This window comes from Streptomyces sp. NPDC002520 (assembly GCF_053595235.1).
Genome location: NZ_JBSFXG010000032.1, coordinates 40,873 through 57,093 on the forward strand (window position 1 = coordinate 40,873; position 16,221 = coordinate 57,093).

At 72.3% G+C, this 16,221-nt stretch carries 16 protein-coding genes and 2 tRNA genes; 7 read left to right on the forward strand and 11 right to left on the reverse strand.

The genetic code is table 11. The features are described 5' to 3' along the window. Window positions 1–63: 63 nt before the first annotated feature. From ACWD5D_RS33370 to ACWD5D_RS33395, 6 genes are all read right to left on the reverse strand, one after another. Window positions 64–1,326 carry an HD-GYP domain-containing protein gene (locus tag ACWD5D_RS33370; RefSeq protein WP_451376530.1) on the reverse strand — a complete coding sequence of 421 codons (1,263 nt, stop codon included), beginning with the start codon at window positions 1,324–1,326 and terminating at the stop codon, window positions 64–66. Between the two features lie 64 nt (window positions 1,327–1,390). Continuing rightward, window positions 1,391–2,698, reverse strand: a complete 1,308-nt coding sequence (locus tag ACWD5D_RS33375) for an HD-GYP domain-containing protein (RefSeq protein WP_451376531.1) — start codon at window positions 2,696–2,698, stop codon at window positions 1,391–1,393. 106 nt (window positions 2,699–2,804) lie between these two features. Then, entirely contained in the window at window positions 2,805–3,107 is a 303-nt protein-coding gene (rsrA, locus tag ACWD5D_RS33380) for a mycothiol system anti-sigma-R factor (protein WP_451376532.1), read from the reverse strand. Beyond that, window positions 3,104–3,808 carry a sigma-70 family RNA polymerase sigma factor gene (locus ACWD5D_RS33385; protein ID WP_451376533.1) on the reverse strand — a complete coding sequence of 235 codons (705 nt, stop codon included), beginning with the start codon at window positions 3,806–3,808 and terminating at the stop codon, window positions 3,104–3,106. The genes rsrA and ACWD5D_RS33385 overlap by 4 nt, the downstream gene beginning before the upstream one ends. A 307-nt stretch (window positions 3,809–4,115) precedes the next feature. Continuing rightward, a complete protein-coding gene (locus ACWD5D_RS33390; protein WP_451376534.1) occupies window positions 4,116–4,742 on the reverse strand; it encodes an alpha/beta hydrolase family protein in 627 nt (208 codons plus the stop codon). 23 nt (window positions 4,743–4,765) lie between these two features. Continuing rightward, entirely contained in the window at window positions 4,766–5,581 is an 816-nt protein-coding gene (locus ACWD5D_RS33395; protein ID WP_451376535.1) for an SOS response-associated peptidase, read from the reverse strand. A gap of 69 nt (window positions 5,582–5,650) precedes the next feature. On the opposite strand from ACWD5D_RS33395, the gene ACWD5D_RS33400 reads away from it, so the two are divergent. The 4 genes from ACWD5D_RS33400 (at window position 5,651) to ACWD5D_RS33415 (ending at window position 9,217) form a co-directional block, all read left to right on the forward strand. Further along, window positions 5,651–6,373 (forward strand): M50 family metallopeptidase, encoded by a 723-nt coding sequence (locus ACWD5D_RS33400; RefSeq protein ID WP_451376536.1) that lies wholly within the window; start codon window positions 5,651–5,653, stop codon window positions 6,371–6,373. A gap of 80 nt (window positions 6,374–6,453) precedes the next feature. After that, complete coding sequence (gene aroA / locus ACWD5D_RS33405; protein ID WP_451376537.1) at window positions 6,454–7,782, forward strand: 3-phosphoshikimate 1-carboxyvinyltransferase; 1,329 nt, start codon at window positions 6,454–6,456, stop codon at window positions 7,780–7,782. Between the two features lie 16 nt (window positions 7,783–7,798). Then, a complete protein-coding gene (rsgA, locus tag ACWD5D_RS33410) occupies window positions 7,799–8,809 on the forward strand; it encodes a ribosome small subunit-dependent GTPase A (protein WP_451376538.1) in 1,011 nt (336 codons plus the stop codon). Window positions 8,810–8,893: 84 nt separating this feature from the next. Next, entirely contained in the window at window positions 8,894–9,217 is a 324-nt protein-coding gene (locus tag ACWD5D_RS33415) for a DMT family transporter (protein WP_451376539.1), read from the forward strand. A gap of 277 nt (window positions 9,218–9,494) precedes the next feature. Here ACWD5D_RS33415 and ACWD5D_RS33420 read toward each other — a convergent pair whose 3' ends face one another. Continuing rightward, entirely contained in the window at window positions 9,495–10,100 is a 606-nt protein-coding gene (locus ACWD5D_RS33420) for a TetR/AcrR family transcriptional regulator (protein WP_451376540.1), read from the reverse strand. Between the two features lie 251 nt (window positions 10,101–10,351). On the opposite strand from ACWD5D_RS33420, the gene hisN reads away from it, so the two are divergent. After that, the gene (gene hisN, locus ACWD5D_RS33425) at window positions 10,352–11,152 is read left to right on the forward strand and encodes a histidinol-phosphatase (RefSeq protein WP_451376541.1); all 801 of its coding nucleotides are present in this window, start codon (window positions 10,352–10,354) and stop codon (window positions 11,150–11,152) included. Window positions 11,153–11,299: 147 nt separating this feature from the next. After that, complete coding sequence (locus tag ACWD5D_RS33430; protein ID WP_451376542.1) at window positions 11,300–11,695, forward strand: CBS domain-containing protein; 396 nt, start codon at window positions 11,300–11,302, stop codon at window positions 11,693–11,695. Window positions 11,696–11,771: 76 nt separating this feature from the next. Here ACWD5D_RS33430 and ACWD5D_RS33435 read toward each other — a convergent pair whose 3' ends face one another. Continuing rightward, window positions 11,772–13,226 carry a catalase gene (locus ACWD5D_RS33435; protein ID WP_451376543.1) on the reverse strand — a complete coding sequence of 485 codons (1,455 nt, stop codon included), beginning with the start codon at window positions 13,224–13,226 and terminating at the stop codon, window positions 11,772–11,774. A gap of 142 nt (window positions 13,227–13,368) precedes the next feature. On the opposite strand from ACWD5D_RS33435, the gene ACWD5D_RS33440 reads away from it, so the two are divergent. Continuing rightward, window positions 13,369–13,785, forward strand: coding sequence for a Fur family transcriptional regulator (locus tag ACWD5D_RS33440; protein WP_451376544.1), 417 nt, complete (start codon window positions 13,369–13,371; stop codon window positions 13,783–13,785). A gap of 109 nt (window positions 13,786–13,894) precedes the next feature. Here ACWD5D_RS33440 and ACWD5D_RS33445 read toward each other — a convergent pair. The 3 genes from ACWD5D_RS33445 to ACWD5D_RS33455 form a co-directional block, all read right to left on the reverse strand. Next, window positions 13,895–13,968 (reverse strand) — tRNA-Met (locus ACWD5D_RS33445). A 147-nt stretch (window positions 13,969–14,115) separates the two neighbouring features. Then, window positions 14,116–15,915: a tetratricopeptide repeat protein gene (locus ACWD5D_RS33450; RefSeq protein WP_451376545.1), complete on the reverse strand. Its 1,800-nt coding sequence runs from the start codon at window positions 15,913–15,915 to the stop codon at window positions 14,116–14,118. Between the two features lie 205 nt (window positions 15,916–16,120). Continuing rightward, window positions 16,121–16,194, reverse strand: a tRNA-Met gene (locus tag ACWD5D_RS33455). Window positions 16,195–16,221 lie beyond the last annotated feature (27 nt).

Consider the following 16,221-nt stretch of genomic DNA (forward strand, 5'->3'; position numbering starts at 1 on the left):
CATCCAACCACGTGCGGCGGGAGGGCCGCTCATTACCCATGGGTTACCCCGTCACGGGCAAGGTCAGGCCCACCCGTCGACCGCCGTCGTGCGAGCACGGGACGCCGGCATTCCACCGCCCCAGTGCCGGGACAGAACCCGGGCGAGGGACTCCACCACTTCGGGAGCGTAGTCCCCGGCGGTCGCCAGCCGCAGCTCCTCCAGGGCCCTGAGCGGCCCCTCGGGCCCGGCGTCCCGGGCCTTCTCCTCGTACGCGTTCACGGTCCGCACGATCCGCGCGGCGACCGGCTGTTCCCGACAGGGGTCCGCCTGCCGCTCGACCACGACGGCCACCGCCGCGTCCACGCCCGTCTGCCGTACGACGGCCCCGCCGAGCAGTGCGATGCGCCGCTGCTCCTGCCGCGACAGGGCGGCCGTGGCACCCGCCGGGACCGGGTCGACCAGGCTGAGCTGACCGATGTCGTGCATCAGGGCCGCGTACTCCAGGACGGTCAGCTCGGGCCCCGAAAGGCCCAGGTCGCGGCCGACGGCCCGGCTGAGGGCGGCGACGCGGTGGGCGTGCCCGGAGGGGGTGCAGCCGGCTATCTCGGTGGCGCGGGCGAGGGAGGCGATGGTCTGCCGGTAGGTGGCGCGCACTGCGGCGTAGCGGCGGACGGACAGCTGCGTGAGGAGCAGCGGCAGGCAGAACAGCGGCAGCGCCCACAGCCCGGTGACGGCGACCGCGAGGGCGATCACCGCACCGGTCGCGCACACCGCGGAGCCGATGCCGAGCAGTCCGCGCAGTTCGTCGCGCAGCAGCGGGCCGAAGGGCCAGCCGGTGCGGAAGCGGGCGAGGGCGGCGGCGAGGACGGCGTCGCACAGCGCGGTGAGGACGAGCAGGGCGATGAGCAGCAGGGCGTACGCGGGGCCGTCCCAGGTCGTGAACACCCCCTGGTCGTAAAGAGGTTGGAAGCAGACCGCGGCGAAGCCGACGGAGAGGACGCGGCGCGCCAGGTGGTCGAGGGTCGGGGTGCGGCCCATCCAGATGTGCGGGACGCCGCCGAGCAGGGAGGCGGCGAGGACGACGGTGACGACCTGGGCGGCGTCGTGCTGCGCGGGGTGTCCGGCGACGGAGCCCAGCAGGGCGTACGACAGGGATCCGGCGGTGCCCAGCGGCGCGGCCTGCCGTACCTGGGCGTCGCTCCAGCGGGTCAGCTCGCCGACGGCTATGAGCACCCCGAAGGCGAGGGCCACGCCCGGTTCGTCGATGCCGGTCCACAGGGTGGCGGCGAAGGAGACGGCCGCGACGAGCACAGCGGAGCCGTGGATGACCCGTCGGGCGGTCATCGGCGGGCCCGGGTGCGGGAGTGGGGGCGGGGGCGGGTACGTCTGTGACTGCGGCTGCGGCTGGTCATCGGCCCGCCCCCGACCTGCTGTGCGCGGGCTTCTGCGACGGCTGCCGGTACGCGGGTTCGTCGGCGGTGACGGCCGGGTGCCAGCCGAACCGGCGCAGGGCCCGCACGAGTGCCCTGACCATGTGCGGGTCGAACTGGGAGCCCGCGCAGCGCTCCAGCTCGGTGAGGGCCGCCTCGACCGGGCGGGCCCTGCTGTAGGAGCGGGTGGAGGTCATCGCGTCGAAGGCGTCGGCGACGGCGACCACGCGGGCGGACTCGGGGATCTGCGGGCCGGACAGGCCGTAGGGGTAGCCGCTGCCGTCGAGCCGTTCGTGGTGGTGCAGGATCGCCGCGCGGGCCTCGCCGAGGAAGGAGATCCCGCGGACCATCTCGTGGCCGTACTCGGGGTGCAGTTCGATGATCCGCCGCTCCTCGGGGGTCAGCGGGCCGTCCTTGCGCAGCAGCCGGGTGGGCACGCCGAGCTTGCCGACGTCGTGCAGGATGCCGGCGAAGCGCAGCACCTCGACGCGTTCGTCGTCCATGCCGAGTTCGCGGCCGATCATCACGGAGGCCTGCCCGACCCGCTCGCTGTGGCCGCGGGTGTACCCGTCCTTGATGTCGACGGCCTGCACCAGCGCGCGGATGGTGGCCTGGTGGGCGGCCCGCTCCCGGTGGTACTGGGCGAACACCCAGCTGGAGACGCCCATCGGCAGCAGCACGAGCAGCGCGGCGACGGGCCCGTAGGGGCTGCGCCACAGCACGGCCATCATCAGCCCGGCGAGTCCGTGCACGGCGACCGGGGCGAGGCAGCGCGCGAACAGTCCGTGCCAGGCCCGCCGCAGCGGCACCCGGTCGGCTGTGGCGAGGATGCCGCCGTCGAGGAGGGTGAGCACCACGCAGAACGCGAGGACGGCCGCCCCGGCGGGCACGAGGACGTACGGGAAGTGGCAGGCGGAGACGGCGTCGCGGCCGTCGAGCGCCCAGTGCACCTCGGCGGCGCCCCACACCGCGAGCGAGGGCCGCGCGGCCCTCCACACCCGGCGCAGCAGCGCGGGCGGACGCTCCACGCAGGAGAGCAGCGCCGCGGGCAGCGGGACGAGCGCGGCGGCGGACGGGGGCAGCAGGAACGCCCCGGCGAGCAGGACGGGGTAGAACGTGCCGCCGAAGCGGCGCCGTACGCCCTGCTCGCAGACCGCGTAGAGCGCGGCGAGCAGGGCGAGCGCCCACCAGGGGGTGCGCGTGGCCGGCACGGGCAGGACGCAGAGCACCGCCATCAGGCCGACGCAGGCCACATAGGCCCGCGCCCTCGCCGGAACCGCCTCCATCGCGCCCCTCCCCCGACCTTGCCTGTCCGGGCTCGGAGCCTAGGGGCGAGGATCGGGGGGCGGGGCTGACGACCCGAGGATTAGCACGTTCGGGTGAAGCCGGTGGTCAGCTCTCCTGAGCCGTGGCCGTCACGTCGTGCTCGGGCACGGTCTGCCCGGAGCGGATCAGATCGATCCGTCCCATGACCTTCGAGCGGAGGTCGGCGGGTACGTCGTCATGCCCGCAGCACCGCTTGACCAGCTTCTTCACGGCCTGCTCCAGGCCGTACTTCTCCAGGCACGGCGAGCATTCCTCGAAGTGGTGCTGGAACTTGTCGCGATCGACGTCCGGCATCTCGCTGTCGAGGAACTCGTAGAGGTGGTCGAGGACCTCACCGCAGTCCGTCTCGTGCGGATCTCCGCAGCTCATGAGTCCGAACCTTTCGCTTCGTTCGACTCTCCGGCGCCCGCAGGGACCAGTCCGCGCTCGCGTGCGTAGTCCTCGAGCATGCCGCGCAGTTGACGGCGGCCCCGGTGCAGCCGGGACATCACCGTACCGATGGGTGTCCCCATGATGTCCGCGATCTCCTTGTACGCAAAGCCCTCTACGTCCGCGAGATAGACGGCGATGCGGAACTCCTCGGGGATCGCCTGCAGCGCTTCCTTCACGTCCGAGTCGGGCAGGTGGTCAAGCGCCTGCGACTCCGCGGAGCGCAGACCGGTCGACATGTGCGACTCGGCGCGCGCCAGCTGCCAGTCCTCGATCTCCTCGGCCGCGCTGCGCTGGGGTTCGCGCTGCTTCTTGCGGTACGAGTTGATGAAGGTGTTGGTGAGGATCCGGTACAGCCACGCCTTGAGGTTGGTGCCCTCACGGAACTGGTGGAAGGACGCGTACGCCTTGGCGTACGTCTCCTGCACCAGGTCCTCGGCGTCGGCCGGGTTGCGGGTCATGCGCAGCGCCGCCGAGTACATCTGGTCAAGGTATTCCAGCGCATCCCGCTCGAAGCGCGCACTGCGCTCCGAGCCGGACTCGGGACTCGTCCCGGACGTATCCGCGCTCATGCCCTGGCCCTCGGGCAGCTCCGCCTGGCCGTTGTCGGTCCCTGCGTCGGTCCCAGTGACCGGACCCACCTCCTCAAGATCCCGGGCGGGACCGAAACCGGTTCCGCTCGTTTCGGAGGATAGAACACGACCCGTGCCCGCCGCCGCTCGAATGGGAGCGGTCTTGGCCGCGCGCAGTACCGTCCAGTCCAGGTCAGCGCTGCTGCCGCGGGTCGATTCAGACCCTGCCGGACGAAGCCCGTCCACGGGGTGGTGGCCGACGGGAGGGCAGATGGCAGAACCCATGCGGCGGTCTTCCTCTCTCCAGACGTCGGTGCCGGCGCTCCAGCACTCCTTTCCGCCTCAACAGGGATCCGCGGCGCAACATTCCCGGGGGTCACCCGAGTGACGTGACCCACTCCACAACGCCGTCGGTGACGATCTCCAGCGCCTGTTCCTGGGTGATCTCCGCGCGCTTCGGCACGGCGAACCCGTGATCGCCGTACGCCACCTCGACCAGCGTGTACGAGCCCTCGGGGAACTCCTCCGGCTTCCCGAAGGGGTCGTTGCCGCCCTGGACGACCAGCGTGGGCACCCCGGCCCCGAGCAGCTCGTCGGCGCGGGACCTCTCCGGTCTGCCCGGTGGGTGCAGCGGGAAGCTGAGCGCGAGCACGGCACGGGCGCCCAGCTCGGTGGCGGTGCGGCAGGCGACGCGGGCACCGGCGCTGCGGCCGCCGGAGATCACCGGCAGCTCCATCCCGGCCAGGGCGGGCCAGATGCCGCGCCAGCCGCTGTCCAGGGTCTTCGGCGCGGGCGCGACCTTCTTGCCCGCGACCCGCCAGGGCTGCTCGACGAGGGCCACGGTCACACCGTGTTCCGGGAGCACCCCGGCCAGTGCCCGCAGGTCCCGCGCCTCGATGCCGCCTCCGGCCCCATGACTGAGCGCCAGCACCAGCCGTGCCTTCTTCGCCCGGTGCCAGGTGATGCGTGCGGTCCCGGCGTCGGTCTCGACAATCTCGATCACATCAGAAGGCTAGAACCAGAAGGCTAGAAGAGCGTGCCCGCTTCCGGCCCCTCCAGCTCCTTCAGCAGCTCCGGGCCGTTGTTGCGGACGTTGCTGACGGCCGTGGAGACGGGGTAGGCGCGCATCAGGCCCTCGGGCGGCGGGGCCAGCAGGTCGCGCAGGGCGTCCGGGTCCGTGCGGGCGGGGTCCAGCCAGGCGTCCCAGCGGTCCGGGGTGAGCATCAGCGGCATGCGGGGGTGGATCTCGGCGAGCGTGTGCGGGCCCTCGGCGGGGGCGACGGCGAGCGGGCTCGTCTCGGCCTCGGTGGTGATCACCGAGCAGGTCACCCACCAGGCCCCCGGGTGGTCGTCGGGCAGGGTGCGGTCGCGCCAGAACTCGTACAGGCCGGCCATCGCGAACACCGAGCCGTCGGCGGGCAGCACGAAGTACGGCTGCTTGCGCGGCCGCTTCTTCTTGCCCTCGACCTCGAGGTCCCGCTCGTCCTTGCCGGTGACCCACTCGTAGTAGCCGTCGGCGGGGATGACGCAGCGCCGGGCGGCGAAGGCGCGGCGGTAGGCCGGCTTCTCGTGCACGGTCTCCGCGCGCGCGTTGATCATCCGGGCGCCGCCCTCGGGCGTCTTGGCCCAGGAGGGCACGAGCCCCCACTTCAGCGTGCGCAGCTGGCGAACCGGACGCGACGATTCCGCGTCTTTCAGAGGACGGTCGAGGACGGCGTAGACCTCCTTGGTCGGAGCCACGTTGTAGTCCGGCTCGAGGGTCTCCTCGGGCTCCCACTTCTCGATCTCGAAGATTCCTGCGAGATCCTCGGGCCCACGACTGGATGCATACCGTCCGCACATACGTGCCACACTGCCAGGCCCACCCGCCGCCCGGCCACCATCCCTCGACGACAGGAGCCACCCGGAGTCATGGACAGCCTCGCCGCCACCGCGCTCCCCGACGTCTGGGACCGGCTGACCGGTACCCAGCCCGACCCGGACCTGTGGGTGGTCCTGGCCACGCTGGTCGCAGCACTCGCCGTGATCGTCCCGCACGGCCTGTGGCGCATATCCCGCAACGCCGTCACCATCGCCCACGAAGGCGGCCACGGCCTGATCGCCCTGATCACCGGCCGGAAGCTCACCGGCATCAGGCTGCACTCCGACACCAGCGGTCTCACGGTCAGCCGCGGCAAGCCGTACGGCCTGGGCATGATCCTCACGGCGGCCGCGGGCTACACCGCGCCCCCGCTGCTGGGCCTCGGCGGAGCCGCGCTGCTGGCGGGCGGACGCATCACCCTGCTGCTGTGGTTGGCGACCGCCCTGTTGCTGGTGATGCTGGTGATGATCCGCAACGCGTACGGCGTGCTGACCGTGGTCGTGGCGGGCGGCGCGTTCCTGCTGGTGTCCTGGTTGACGGGACCTCAGGTGCAGGCGGCGTTCGCGTACGTGGTGGTGTGGTTCCTGCTGCTGGGTGGGGTCCGGCCGGCCTTCGAGCTCCAGGCCAAGCGGCGGCGGGGAGGCGCCGGCGACTCGGACGCGGACCAGCTGGCGCGCCTGACACACGTACCGGCGGGGCTGTGGCTGTTCCTGTTCCACGCGGTGTCGCTGTGCTCGCTGGTCGGCGGGGGCGGGTGGCTGCTGGAGTCGTGACCGGCGGCCCGCGCCCCGTACACCCCGCACCCCGTACACGGAGAACCCCCACCCCGCGGCCCTCCTTATAGAGTGGCCCCATGCCCGAATCCCCCGCCCTCTGGCCTGCCCCGCACGCGAGCGGAGCCGTCGACGCGACGGTCCACGTCCCCGGGTCCAAGTCGGTCACCAACCGCGCCCTCGTGCTCGCCGCCCTGGCGTCCGAGCCCGGCTGGCTGCGCCGTCCGCTGCGCTCCCGCGACACGCTGCTGATGGCCGGCGCGCTGCGCGCGATGGGCGTGGAGATCGAGGAGACGGTGTCGTCCAGCTCCTCCGTCACAGGCGGCCCCGACTCCGGAGAGGCCTGGCGGGTGCTGCCCACCGGCCTGCGCGGCCCGGCCACGGTGGACGTCGGCAACGCCGGCACGGTGATGCGGTTCCTGCCGCCGGTGGCCGCGCTGGCCGACGGCCCGATCCGCTTCGACGGCGACCCGCGCTCGTACGAGCGTCCCCTGCACGGCGTGATCGACGCGCTGCGCGTCCTCGGCGCCCGGATCGACGACGACGGCCGGGGCGCGCTGCCGCTGACCGTGCACGGCAGCGGGGCCCTGGAGGGCGGCCCGGTGTCGATCGACGCCTCCTCGTCCTCGCAGTTCGTCTCCGCGCTGCTGCTGTCCGGCCCCCGCTTCAACCAGGGCGTCGAGGTCCGGCACACGGGCTCGTCCCTGCCCTCGATGCCGCACATCCGGATGACGGTGGACATGCTGCGCGCGGTCGGCGCCCAGGTGGACACCCCGGAGTCGGGCGGCGAGCCGAACGTGTGGCGGGTGACCCCGGGCGCCCTGCTCGGCCGGGACCTGACCATCGAGCCGGACCTGTCGAACGCGCAGCCGTTCCTGGCGGCGGCCCTGGTCACCGGCGGCAAGGTGCTGATCCCGGACTGGCCGGAGCGGACCACCCAGCCGGGTGACCGGCTGCGGGAGATCTTCACCGAGATGGGCGGTTCCTGCGAACTGACCGAGTACGGGCTGGAGTTCACCGGTTCGGGTGCCGTCCACGGCATCGACGTGGACCTGTCCGACGTGGGCGAGCTGACCCCGGGCATCGCGGCGGTCGCGGCGCTCGCCGACTCCCCCTCCACCCTGCGGGGCGTGGCCCACCTGCGGCTGCACGAGACGGACCGGCTGGCCGCGCTCACCAAGGAGATCAACGAACTCGGCGGCGACGTCACCGAGACGGCCGACGGCCTCCACATCCGCCCGCGCGCGCTGCACGGCGGGATCTTCCACACCTACGAGGACCACCGCATGGCGACGGCCGGCGCGATCATCGGCCTGGCGGTCAAGGGCGTGCAGATCGAGAACGTGGCGACCACGGCGAAGACCCTGCCCGACTTCCCCGAGCTGTGGACCGGGATGCTCGGGAACTGACGGGCGGACTGGAACCATGCGCCGCTACGGCAAGCACACCGACGAGGACGACATCCGGACCCGTCCCAACCGCAAGGGCAACCGGCCGCGGAGCAACATCCGGCCCAAGCACGAGGACGCGGCGGAGGGCATGGTCCTCACCGTCGACCGGGGCCGGCTGACCTGCCTGGTCGAGGACCGTCCCGTCATCGCCATGAAGGCCCGCGAACTGGGCCGCAAGGCGGCCGTGGTGGGCGACCGGGTGGCGCTGGTCGGCGATCTGTCCGGCAAGAAGGACACGCTGGCACGGATCGTGCGGATCGAGGAGCGTTCCTCGCTGCTGCGTCGTACGGCGGACGACGACGATCCCTACGAGCGGGTGGTCGTCGCCAACGCCGACCAGCTCGCGATCGTCACCGCCCTCGCCGACCCCGAGCCGCGCCCGCGGCTGGTCGACCGGTGTCTGGTCGCGGCCTTCGACGGCGGCCTGGAACCGCTGCTCGTGATGACCAAGTCGGACCTGGCCGCGCCGGACGAAATGCTGGAGCTGTACGGCGACCTGGACATCCCGTACGTCGTCACCAGCCGCGAGGAGCTGGAGAACGGGGACGCGGCGCAGCGGGTGCTCGAGCATCTGGACGGCCGGGTCACCGCGTTCGTGGGGCACTCGGGCGTCGGCAAGACGACCCTGGTCAACGCGCTCGTGCCCGAGAACCGGCGGCGTACGACGGGACACGTCAACGCGGTGACGGGCCGCGGCCGGCACACCACCACCTCGGCGCTCGCCCTGCCGCTGGGCGACGGGGAGGGCTGGGTCATCGACACCCCGGGCGTCCGTTCCTTCGGGCTCGCGCACATCGACCCGTCCCGGGTGATCCACGCGTTCCCCGATCTGGAGCCGGGCACCGCGGGCTGCCCGCGCGCGTGCAGCCACGACGAGCCGGACTGCGCGCTGGACGCGTGGGTGGCGGAGGGCCACGCGGACCCGGCCCGGCTCTACTCGCTGCGCCGGCTGCTGGCCACGCGGGAGCGCCGGGAAGGCGACTGAGCATCGCGTTGTTTGCGGGGGCCCGTGGCCGGTAAGTGCATAATCGCACCGAGCCGGAGAGCCGGCCCTACGGGAGGACAGCACATGGCGTGGCTGCTGGTCGTCGTGGCCGGGATTCTGGAGACCGGCTTCGCCGTGTGCCTCAAGCTCTCGCACGGGTTCACCCGGCTCTGGCCGACGGTCGCGTTCGCCAGTTTCGCCCTGGGCAGCTTCGGTCTGCTGACCCTCTCGCTGAAGAAGCTCGACGTCGGCCCCGCGTACGCGGTGTGGACCGGGATCGGCGCGGCGGGCACGGCGATCTACGGCATGGTCTTCCTCGGCGACCTGGTGTCGACCCTGAAGATCGTCTCGATCTCGATGGTCATCATCGGCGTGATCGGCCTCCAGCTGTCGGGCTCGGCTCACTGAGCGGGCCGGGTCGGGCGAAGTCCGGTGCCGTTCGGCAGCGCCCCGAAGGGGCGCGGCGAACCGCGCGACCAGCCACGGCGGACCCGCGGGTGACGCACCGGATGTCCAGCGGAGCGCATGGCCGCCCGCGAGCCGGCCGCGCCGCGGGCGCCGCTCACACCGGCAGGGCGCTACAGGGCGTCGCACACATACCGGCCGGGCGCTACAGGCGTCGCACACACACCGGCCGTCGATGCAGCTCCCCGCACACACACCAGCCGTCGATGCAGGGCGCCGCTCACGCAGGCTGGTGATGCAGGGCGCCGCGCACCAGGCCGGCCATCCCGCCCTCGCCCGGCGGCGCCGCCACGCAGGAGACGGCGAGGCGGACGACCAGCTCGCAGGAGAGGGCCAGTTCGGCGGTGTCGGAGGGGGCGGCACCGGGGCCGGACAGGGCGACCACGGCCCGGTCCCGCACGATCCGCACGAGGTCGCCGGGCGACGGCAGCGGCCCGTCCGCGCGGCGCTGTGCCGGTACGGCGGAGGAGGACGGCACGCCGGACAGGGCCGGTGCGGGCAGGCGCTCGCTCCAGCAGCCCGTGAGCATGGCCCGCACCAGGGCGTTGTCCCGGGCGGCCGAGGCCATCCATTCGGCGGTGGCGGTGAGGCGGTCGCGTGGGTCGCTGTGGGCGGCGAGGGCCCGCTCCACGCCGGCGAGATACCCGTCGGCCTCCCGCCGTACCAGCGCCCTGGCCAGTCCGTCCTTGCTGCCGAACTCGTTGTACAGGGTCTGCCGGGACACCCCGGCCGCCGCGGCCACGTCCACCATCCGCACCGCGGGCCACGGCCGGCGCGCGAGCGCCGTGTAAGCGGCGTCCAGAAGCGATTCCCGGGCAGCAGGCATCCTCGCCTCCCTGGGGCAGGCAACTCTGCGCCCAGATTTGACGCGCATACATGCACTGTCAAGGGTCCGCGGCAGCAATGGGCTCCGCCGGGGCGGGGACTGTTGTTCGGCTGCGGGTCCGTCGTGGCCGGTCGCTCCCCCACTCTCGGCTTCTCCCGCACCGTGGCGGAGCCGCATGTCGATACAGCCCGGCGCCCTGCCCCGAGACCCCGTGTAGCCCCGTACCGGCGACGACAGATACCGTTCCCTACATGCCGGACTACCTCGACGACCTCCGTCTCGCCCACGTCCTCGCCGACGCGGCCGACGCGGCGACCATGGCCCGCTTCAAGGCGCTCGACCTGAAGGTGGAGACGAAGCCGGACATGACCCCGGTCAGCGAAGCGGACAAGGCGGCGGAAGAGCTCATCCGCGGCCAGCTCCAGCGCGCCCGCCCGAGGGACGCGATCCTCGGCGAGGAGTACGGCATCGAGGGCACCGGCCCGCGTCGCTGGGTCATCGACCCGATCGACGGCACCAAGAACTACGTCCGCGGTGTACCCGTCTGGGCGACCCTCATCTCCCTGATGGAGGCGGGCGAGGGCGGCTACCAGCCCGTCGTCGGTGTCGTCTCCGCCCCCGCGCTCAACCGCCGCTGGTGGGCCGCGAAGGGCCACGGCGCCTTCAGCGGCCGCAGCCTGACCTCGGCGTCCCGCATCCACGTCTCCCGCGTCGGCCGGCTGGCGGACGCCTCCTTCGCGTACTCCTCGCTGTCCGGCTGGGAGGAGCAGCGCCGGCTGCACGGCTTCCTCGACCTCACCCGCGAGGTCTGGCGCACGCGCGCGTACGGCGACTTCTGGCCCTACATGATGGTCGCCGAGGGCTCGGTGGACATCTGCGCCGAGCCCGAGCTCTCGCTGTGGGACATGGCCGCCACCGCGATCGTCGTCACCGAGGCGGGCGGCACCTTCACCGGCCTCGACGGCCGCCCGGGCCCGCACAGCGGCAACGCGGCCGCGTCCAACGGACTGCTGCACGGCGAGATGCTGGGGTATCTCAACCAGCGCCACTGAGCCACGGGAGACACCCGCGCGCGCCCTCAAGTGGCGTCGCGCGCCCTCTTGTTGACCCCTCCTTTACCTGCCACCCTGACCCTACCCCCACTTGTGAACTTGTGAATCTCTGAACAAACTCCGGGATTTCTAGGAGGTGGCCCATCCATGCTGGTCCGCGACGCCATGAGTACGGTGGTCCTCACCGTCGGCCCCACCCACACTCTCCGCCAGGCAGCAGCCCTGATGTCCGCCCGCCGTGTCGGCGCCGCGGTGGTCCTGGACCCCGACGCCGGCGGCATAGGCATCCTCACCGAACGCGACGTACTCAACTCCGTCGGCCTCGGCCAGAATCCGGACGCCGAAACCGCCCACGGCCACACCACCACCGATGTCGTCTTCGCCGCCCCGACCTGGACCCTGGAGGAGGCGGCCCGCGCCATGACCCACGGCGGCTTCCGGCACCTGATCGTCCTCGACCGCGGCGAGCCCGCCGGAATCGTCTCGGTCCGCGACATCATCCGCTGCTGGGCCCCGGCCCGGGAACCGGCACCGGCGCTCTGAGCACCGCGGGCAGGTGAACGGCGGGCGGGCCGGCCCCCGAGAACCTGGGGGCCGGCCCGCAGGGAGCAGATGCGGTTCAGCCGCGCAGGGACCGGACCGCCGCTTCCAGCCGCTTGCCGAAGTCGGCGTCCGCGGCACGGAAGTTGCCGATCGCGCGCTCGACGATGTGCTCGCGCGAGACCTTGGCGATGAAGCCCGCGAGGTTGGCGATCAACCGCTCCTTCTCGTCCTCGGACATGAGTCGGTAGAGGTCGCCGGCCTGGACGAAGTCGTCGTCCTCGGCGTGCGCGGGAGTCGGGTGCTCGCCGGTGCCGGCGGTGAACCCGTCGAAGGGCTGCCACAGCGGGCGGTCCGTCTGCCGCGGCCCGCCGAAGCTGTTGGGCTCGTAGTTCTTCGCCCCGCCGTGTCGGCCGTCGTAGAGGAAGCCGTCACGGGAGTGGGTGCGCGCCTCGGTGGCGTGCGGGCGGTTGACCGGCAGATGGTCGGCGTTGACGCCGACGCGGTAGCGGTGCGCGTCGCCGTAGGCGAACAGGCGGCCCTGGAGCATCTTGTCCGGGGACGGGCCGATGCCGGGCACGAAGTGCGCGGGCGAGAAGATCGACTGCTCGACCTCGGCGAAGATGTTCTGCGGGTTGCGGTTCAGCTCCAGCTTGCCGATCTCGATCGGCGGGTAGTCCGCGTGCGGCCACACCTTGGTGAGGTCGAACGGGTTGAACCGGTACGTCGCCGCGTCCGCCGCCGGCATGATCTGCACCTGCACGGTCCAGGTCGGGAACTCGCCGCGCTCGATCGCCTCACGAAGGTCGCGCTGGTGGGAGTCGGGGTCCTCACCGGCGAGCCGGTTCGCCTCCTCCTGCGTGAGGTTCTTGATCCCCTGGTCGGTCTTGAAGTGGTACTTGACCCAGAAGACCTCGCCGGCCTCGTTGTTCCACTGGTAGGTGTGCGAGCCGTAGCCGTTCATGTGCCGGAACGACGCCGGGATGCCGCGGTCGCCGAACAGCCAGGTCACCTGGTGCGTCGACTCGGGGCTCAGACCCCAGAAGTCCCAGACGTTGTCCGCCTCCTGCGAGCCGGTGTACGGATCGCGCTTCTGGGTGTGGATGAAGTCCGGGAACTTGATCGCGTCCCGGACGAAGAACACGGGCGTGTTGTTGCCGACGAGGTCGTAGTTGCCCTCCTCGGTGTAGAACTTCAGCGCCCAGCCGCGCGGGTCGCGCACCGCGTCCGCCGCGCCCAGGTTGCCCGCCACCGTGGAGACCCGCAGGAACGTCTCCGTCTGCCTGCCGACCTCGGAGAGGAACGCGGCACGCGTGTACCGGGTGACGTCGGCGGTCACCGTGAAGGTGCCGTACGCCCCGGCGCCGCGGGCGTGCACCACCCGCTCCGGGATGCGTTCGCGGTTGAAGCGGGCCAGCTTCTCCAGGAGCAGCTGGTCCTGCACGAGCACCGGGCCGCCGGCGCCGGCGGTCTCGCTGTTCTGGTTGTCGGCGACCGGAGCACCGGCCTCCGTCGTGAGCGGTCCCTGGGTCATGCGGGCCTCCTGGGTCGTGCTGACTGTCCTGTCCTGTGGCCAAAGCCATTCTCGATCCTATAATGGACATTGTCTAAGTCAATTTCGAATCCAAAGTCACACCTATTCGGAACCTGGTCCCCCTGCTGTTAGGCTGGTAGCCATGAGCGACCTTCTGGAACGGCTGCGTGGACGCGGATGGCGGATGACCGCGCAGCGGCGCGTCGTGGCCGAGGTTCTCGACGGCGAGCACGTGCACATGACGGCCGACGAGGTCCATGCGCGGGCCGTGGCCAAGCTGCCGGAGATCTCCCGGGCCACCGTCTACAACACGCTGGGCGAGCTGGTCTCCCTCGGTGAGGTGCTCGAGGTCAGCACGGACAAGCGCGCCAAGCGGTACGACCCGAACGCGCACCGGCCGCACCACCACCTGGTCTGCGCCCGGTGCGGCTCGATCCGGGACGTCCACCCGACCGGCAACCCGCTCGCCGACCTCCCCGACACGGAGCGCTTCGGCTTCACGGTCTCGGACGTGGAGGTCACGTACAGGGGGCTGTGCCCGGACTGCGCGGGCGCGTAAGCGCGAAGAGCAAGGGCGAGGGGGCGCGAGCCCCCTCTTTTTGCTGCTCTTCATGTGAAAACGATCGAGGGCCGGAATCCATCTCTGGATTCCGGCCCTCGGCCTTCAGTAGCGGGGACAGGATTTGAACCTGCGACCTCTGGGTTATGAGCCCAGCGAGCTACCGAGCTGCTCCACCCCGCGTCGGTGAACACGACACTACGTGAGGGAAGCCGGCAGAAGCAAATCGATACGGGCCGAGTGACCCGGGCCACTCCCTGTCCGACCGAGCCGGGGGGATCCGACCCGGTCGGGCGGGCGGGGCAGAACCCGCCGAAGCCCGGCGCGTCGTCACGCCGACAGCTCCTCCCGCAGCGCGTCCCGCAGCCGTCCGGCCCGCTCGGCCACCTCCGCGGGCCCCAGTGCCACCGCCCGGTCGGCCCACCTCTGCCCCTCGGCCAGCTCTCCGCGACGCGCGTAGAGCAGGGCCAGCCGCAGCGCCGCCCGCCCGTGCCCGGCGTCGGCGGCACGCTTCCACCACACCGCGGCCTCGGGCTCGCTGCCCTCGCGGGCCAGCAGCAGCCCGAGGTTGAACGCCCCGTTGCGCGAACCGGCCTCCGCCGCCACCCGGTACCACCGCGCCGCGTCGACGACGTCCCCCCGGGCCGCCGCGAGCATGCCGACCCGCACCTGGGCCCGCCGGTGCCCCTGGCCGGCCGCCCGCTCGTACCACTCCTCGCACTCGGTCTTCTCGTGCACGGTCTCGCCCAGCTCGTGCGCGGGCTCCGGCGGACGGCGCGCGTCGAGCACGGTGGCCAGCCGGTACGCCGCCTCCGCGCTGCCGCCGCCCGCCGCGCACCGCAGATGCCGCTCGGCGTCCCGCTCCTCGCCGTCACGCAGCCGGGCGATGCCGACCTGCAGCGCGGCCTCGGTGTGTCCGGCGGCCGCCGCTCGCTCGTACCACCGCAGCGCGACCGGGTTCTCGCCGCGCCCGGCGTGCAGGATCCCGAGGTTGAACGCGGCGTCCACGCTGCCCGCCTCGGCGGCCTTGGAGAACCACGGCTCGGCCCCGCTGGTGTCGCCGACCTGGAGCAGCAGGACGGCCAGCGCGTTCGCCGCCTCCCGGTGTCCGGCGTACGCGGCGCGCCGGTACCACTGCTCGGCCTGCGCGGTCCGCCCCTGCTCGGCGCAGAGCAGCCCGAGGTTGTACGCCCCGTTGTCGTCCCCGGCGTCCAGGGCGGCCCGGTACCAGCGCTCGGCGGTCTGGGGCTCCCCTCGCTCGGCGTGCAGGGCGCCCAGCGCGTTGGCCGCGTTGCCGTCGCCGTCCTGGGCGGCGCGCAGCCACCACACGGCCGCGCTCTCGGTGTCACCGGCATCGCGCAGCAGGAACCCGAGGGCGCAGGCGGCGCGCGCCTCGCCGTCCTTGGCGGACGTCAGGTACCAGCGTCCGGCCTCTTTCAGCTCGCCGCGCTTCTCCAGGATCGCGCCGAGCTGCAGCGCTGCCCGCCGGTGGCCGCGCGCGGCGGCCTGCCGGTACCACTGCTCGGTCTCCTGGGCGGCGTCGGTCCCGGTCTCGTTCTCATGGGCGGCCTTGCGGTCGATCGCGCGTGCCAGCCGGTACGCGGCCTCCCGGTGCCCGCGTTCGGCCGCGGCCCGCATCCAGTGCTCGGCGCCGGCGTCGGCGCGGTGCTCGAGCAGGTCTGCGAGCGCGTAGGCGCCCAGGGTGTGGCCCTGCTCGGCGGACTGGCGCAGCCAGTACTCGGCGGCGGGTTCGTCGCCGCGCTCGCGGTGGTGGCGGCCGAGGGCGTGCGCCGCGGCGGCCGAGCCGGCGACGGCGGCGATGCGCCACCAGCCGGCGGCCTCCTCGGGGTAGCCGCGCTGGTGCAGCAGGACACCCAGGTTGTTGGCGGCGGCCCGGTCACCGGCCGCGGTGGCGGCACGCAGCTGGGGTTCGGCCCCGTCGAGGTCGCCGCGGCGCAGCAGCACGGCTCCGAGGACACTCGACGCCTCGGCGTCACCGGCCTCCGCGGCGAACCGGAGGCGCAGCTCCTCGGCGGCGTCCCCCATCTCGTCGCCGGACGACACCTCGCACGAAGTCTGCGCAAATCGTCCTGTCTCGAACAGAGTTGCCTTCTCCCCCATAACGTCCATCGTCGCACCACCTGCTGCCTGGGTACACCCGGTATATCGCAGCCCGTGAGGTCACTTCAGCGTTTTGTCGACATGCCCACAGAGAGATAAGTCAAACACGCTGTCTTCGGCACCCCACGGCGGCGCGGCCGTCCTTCCGCCCCAGTACATGAGTTCGCACACCACGAAGGCCCGGATCCTGGAGGATCCGGGCCTTCGACTTCAGTAGCGGGGACAGGATTTGAACCTGCGACCTCTGGGTTATGAGCCCAGCGAGCTACCGAGCTGCTCCACCCCGCGCCGTTGCTCAGCAACCGTATCACGGCG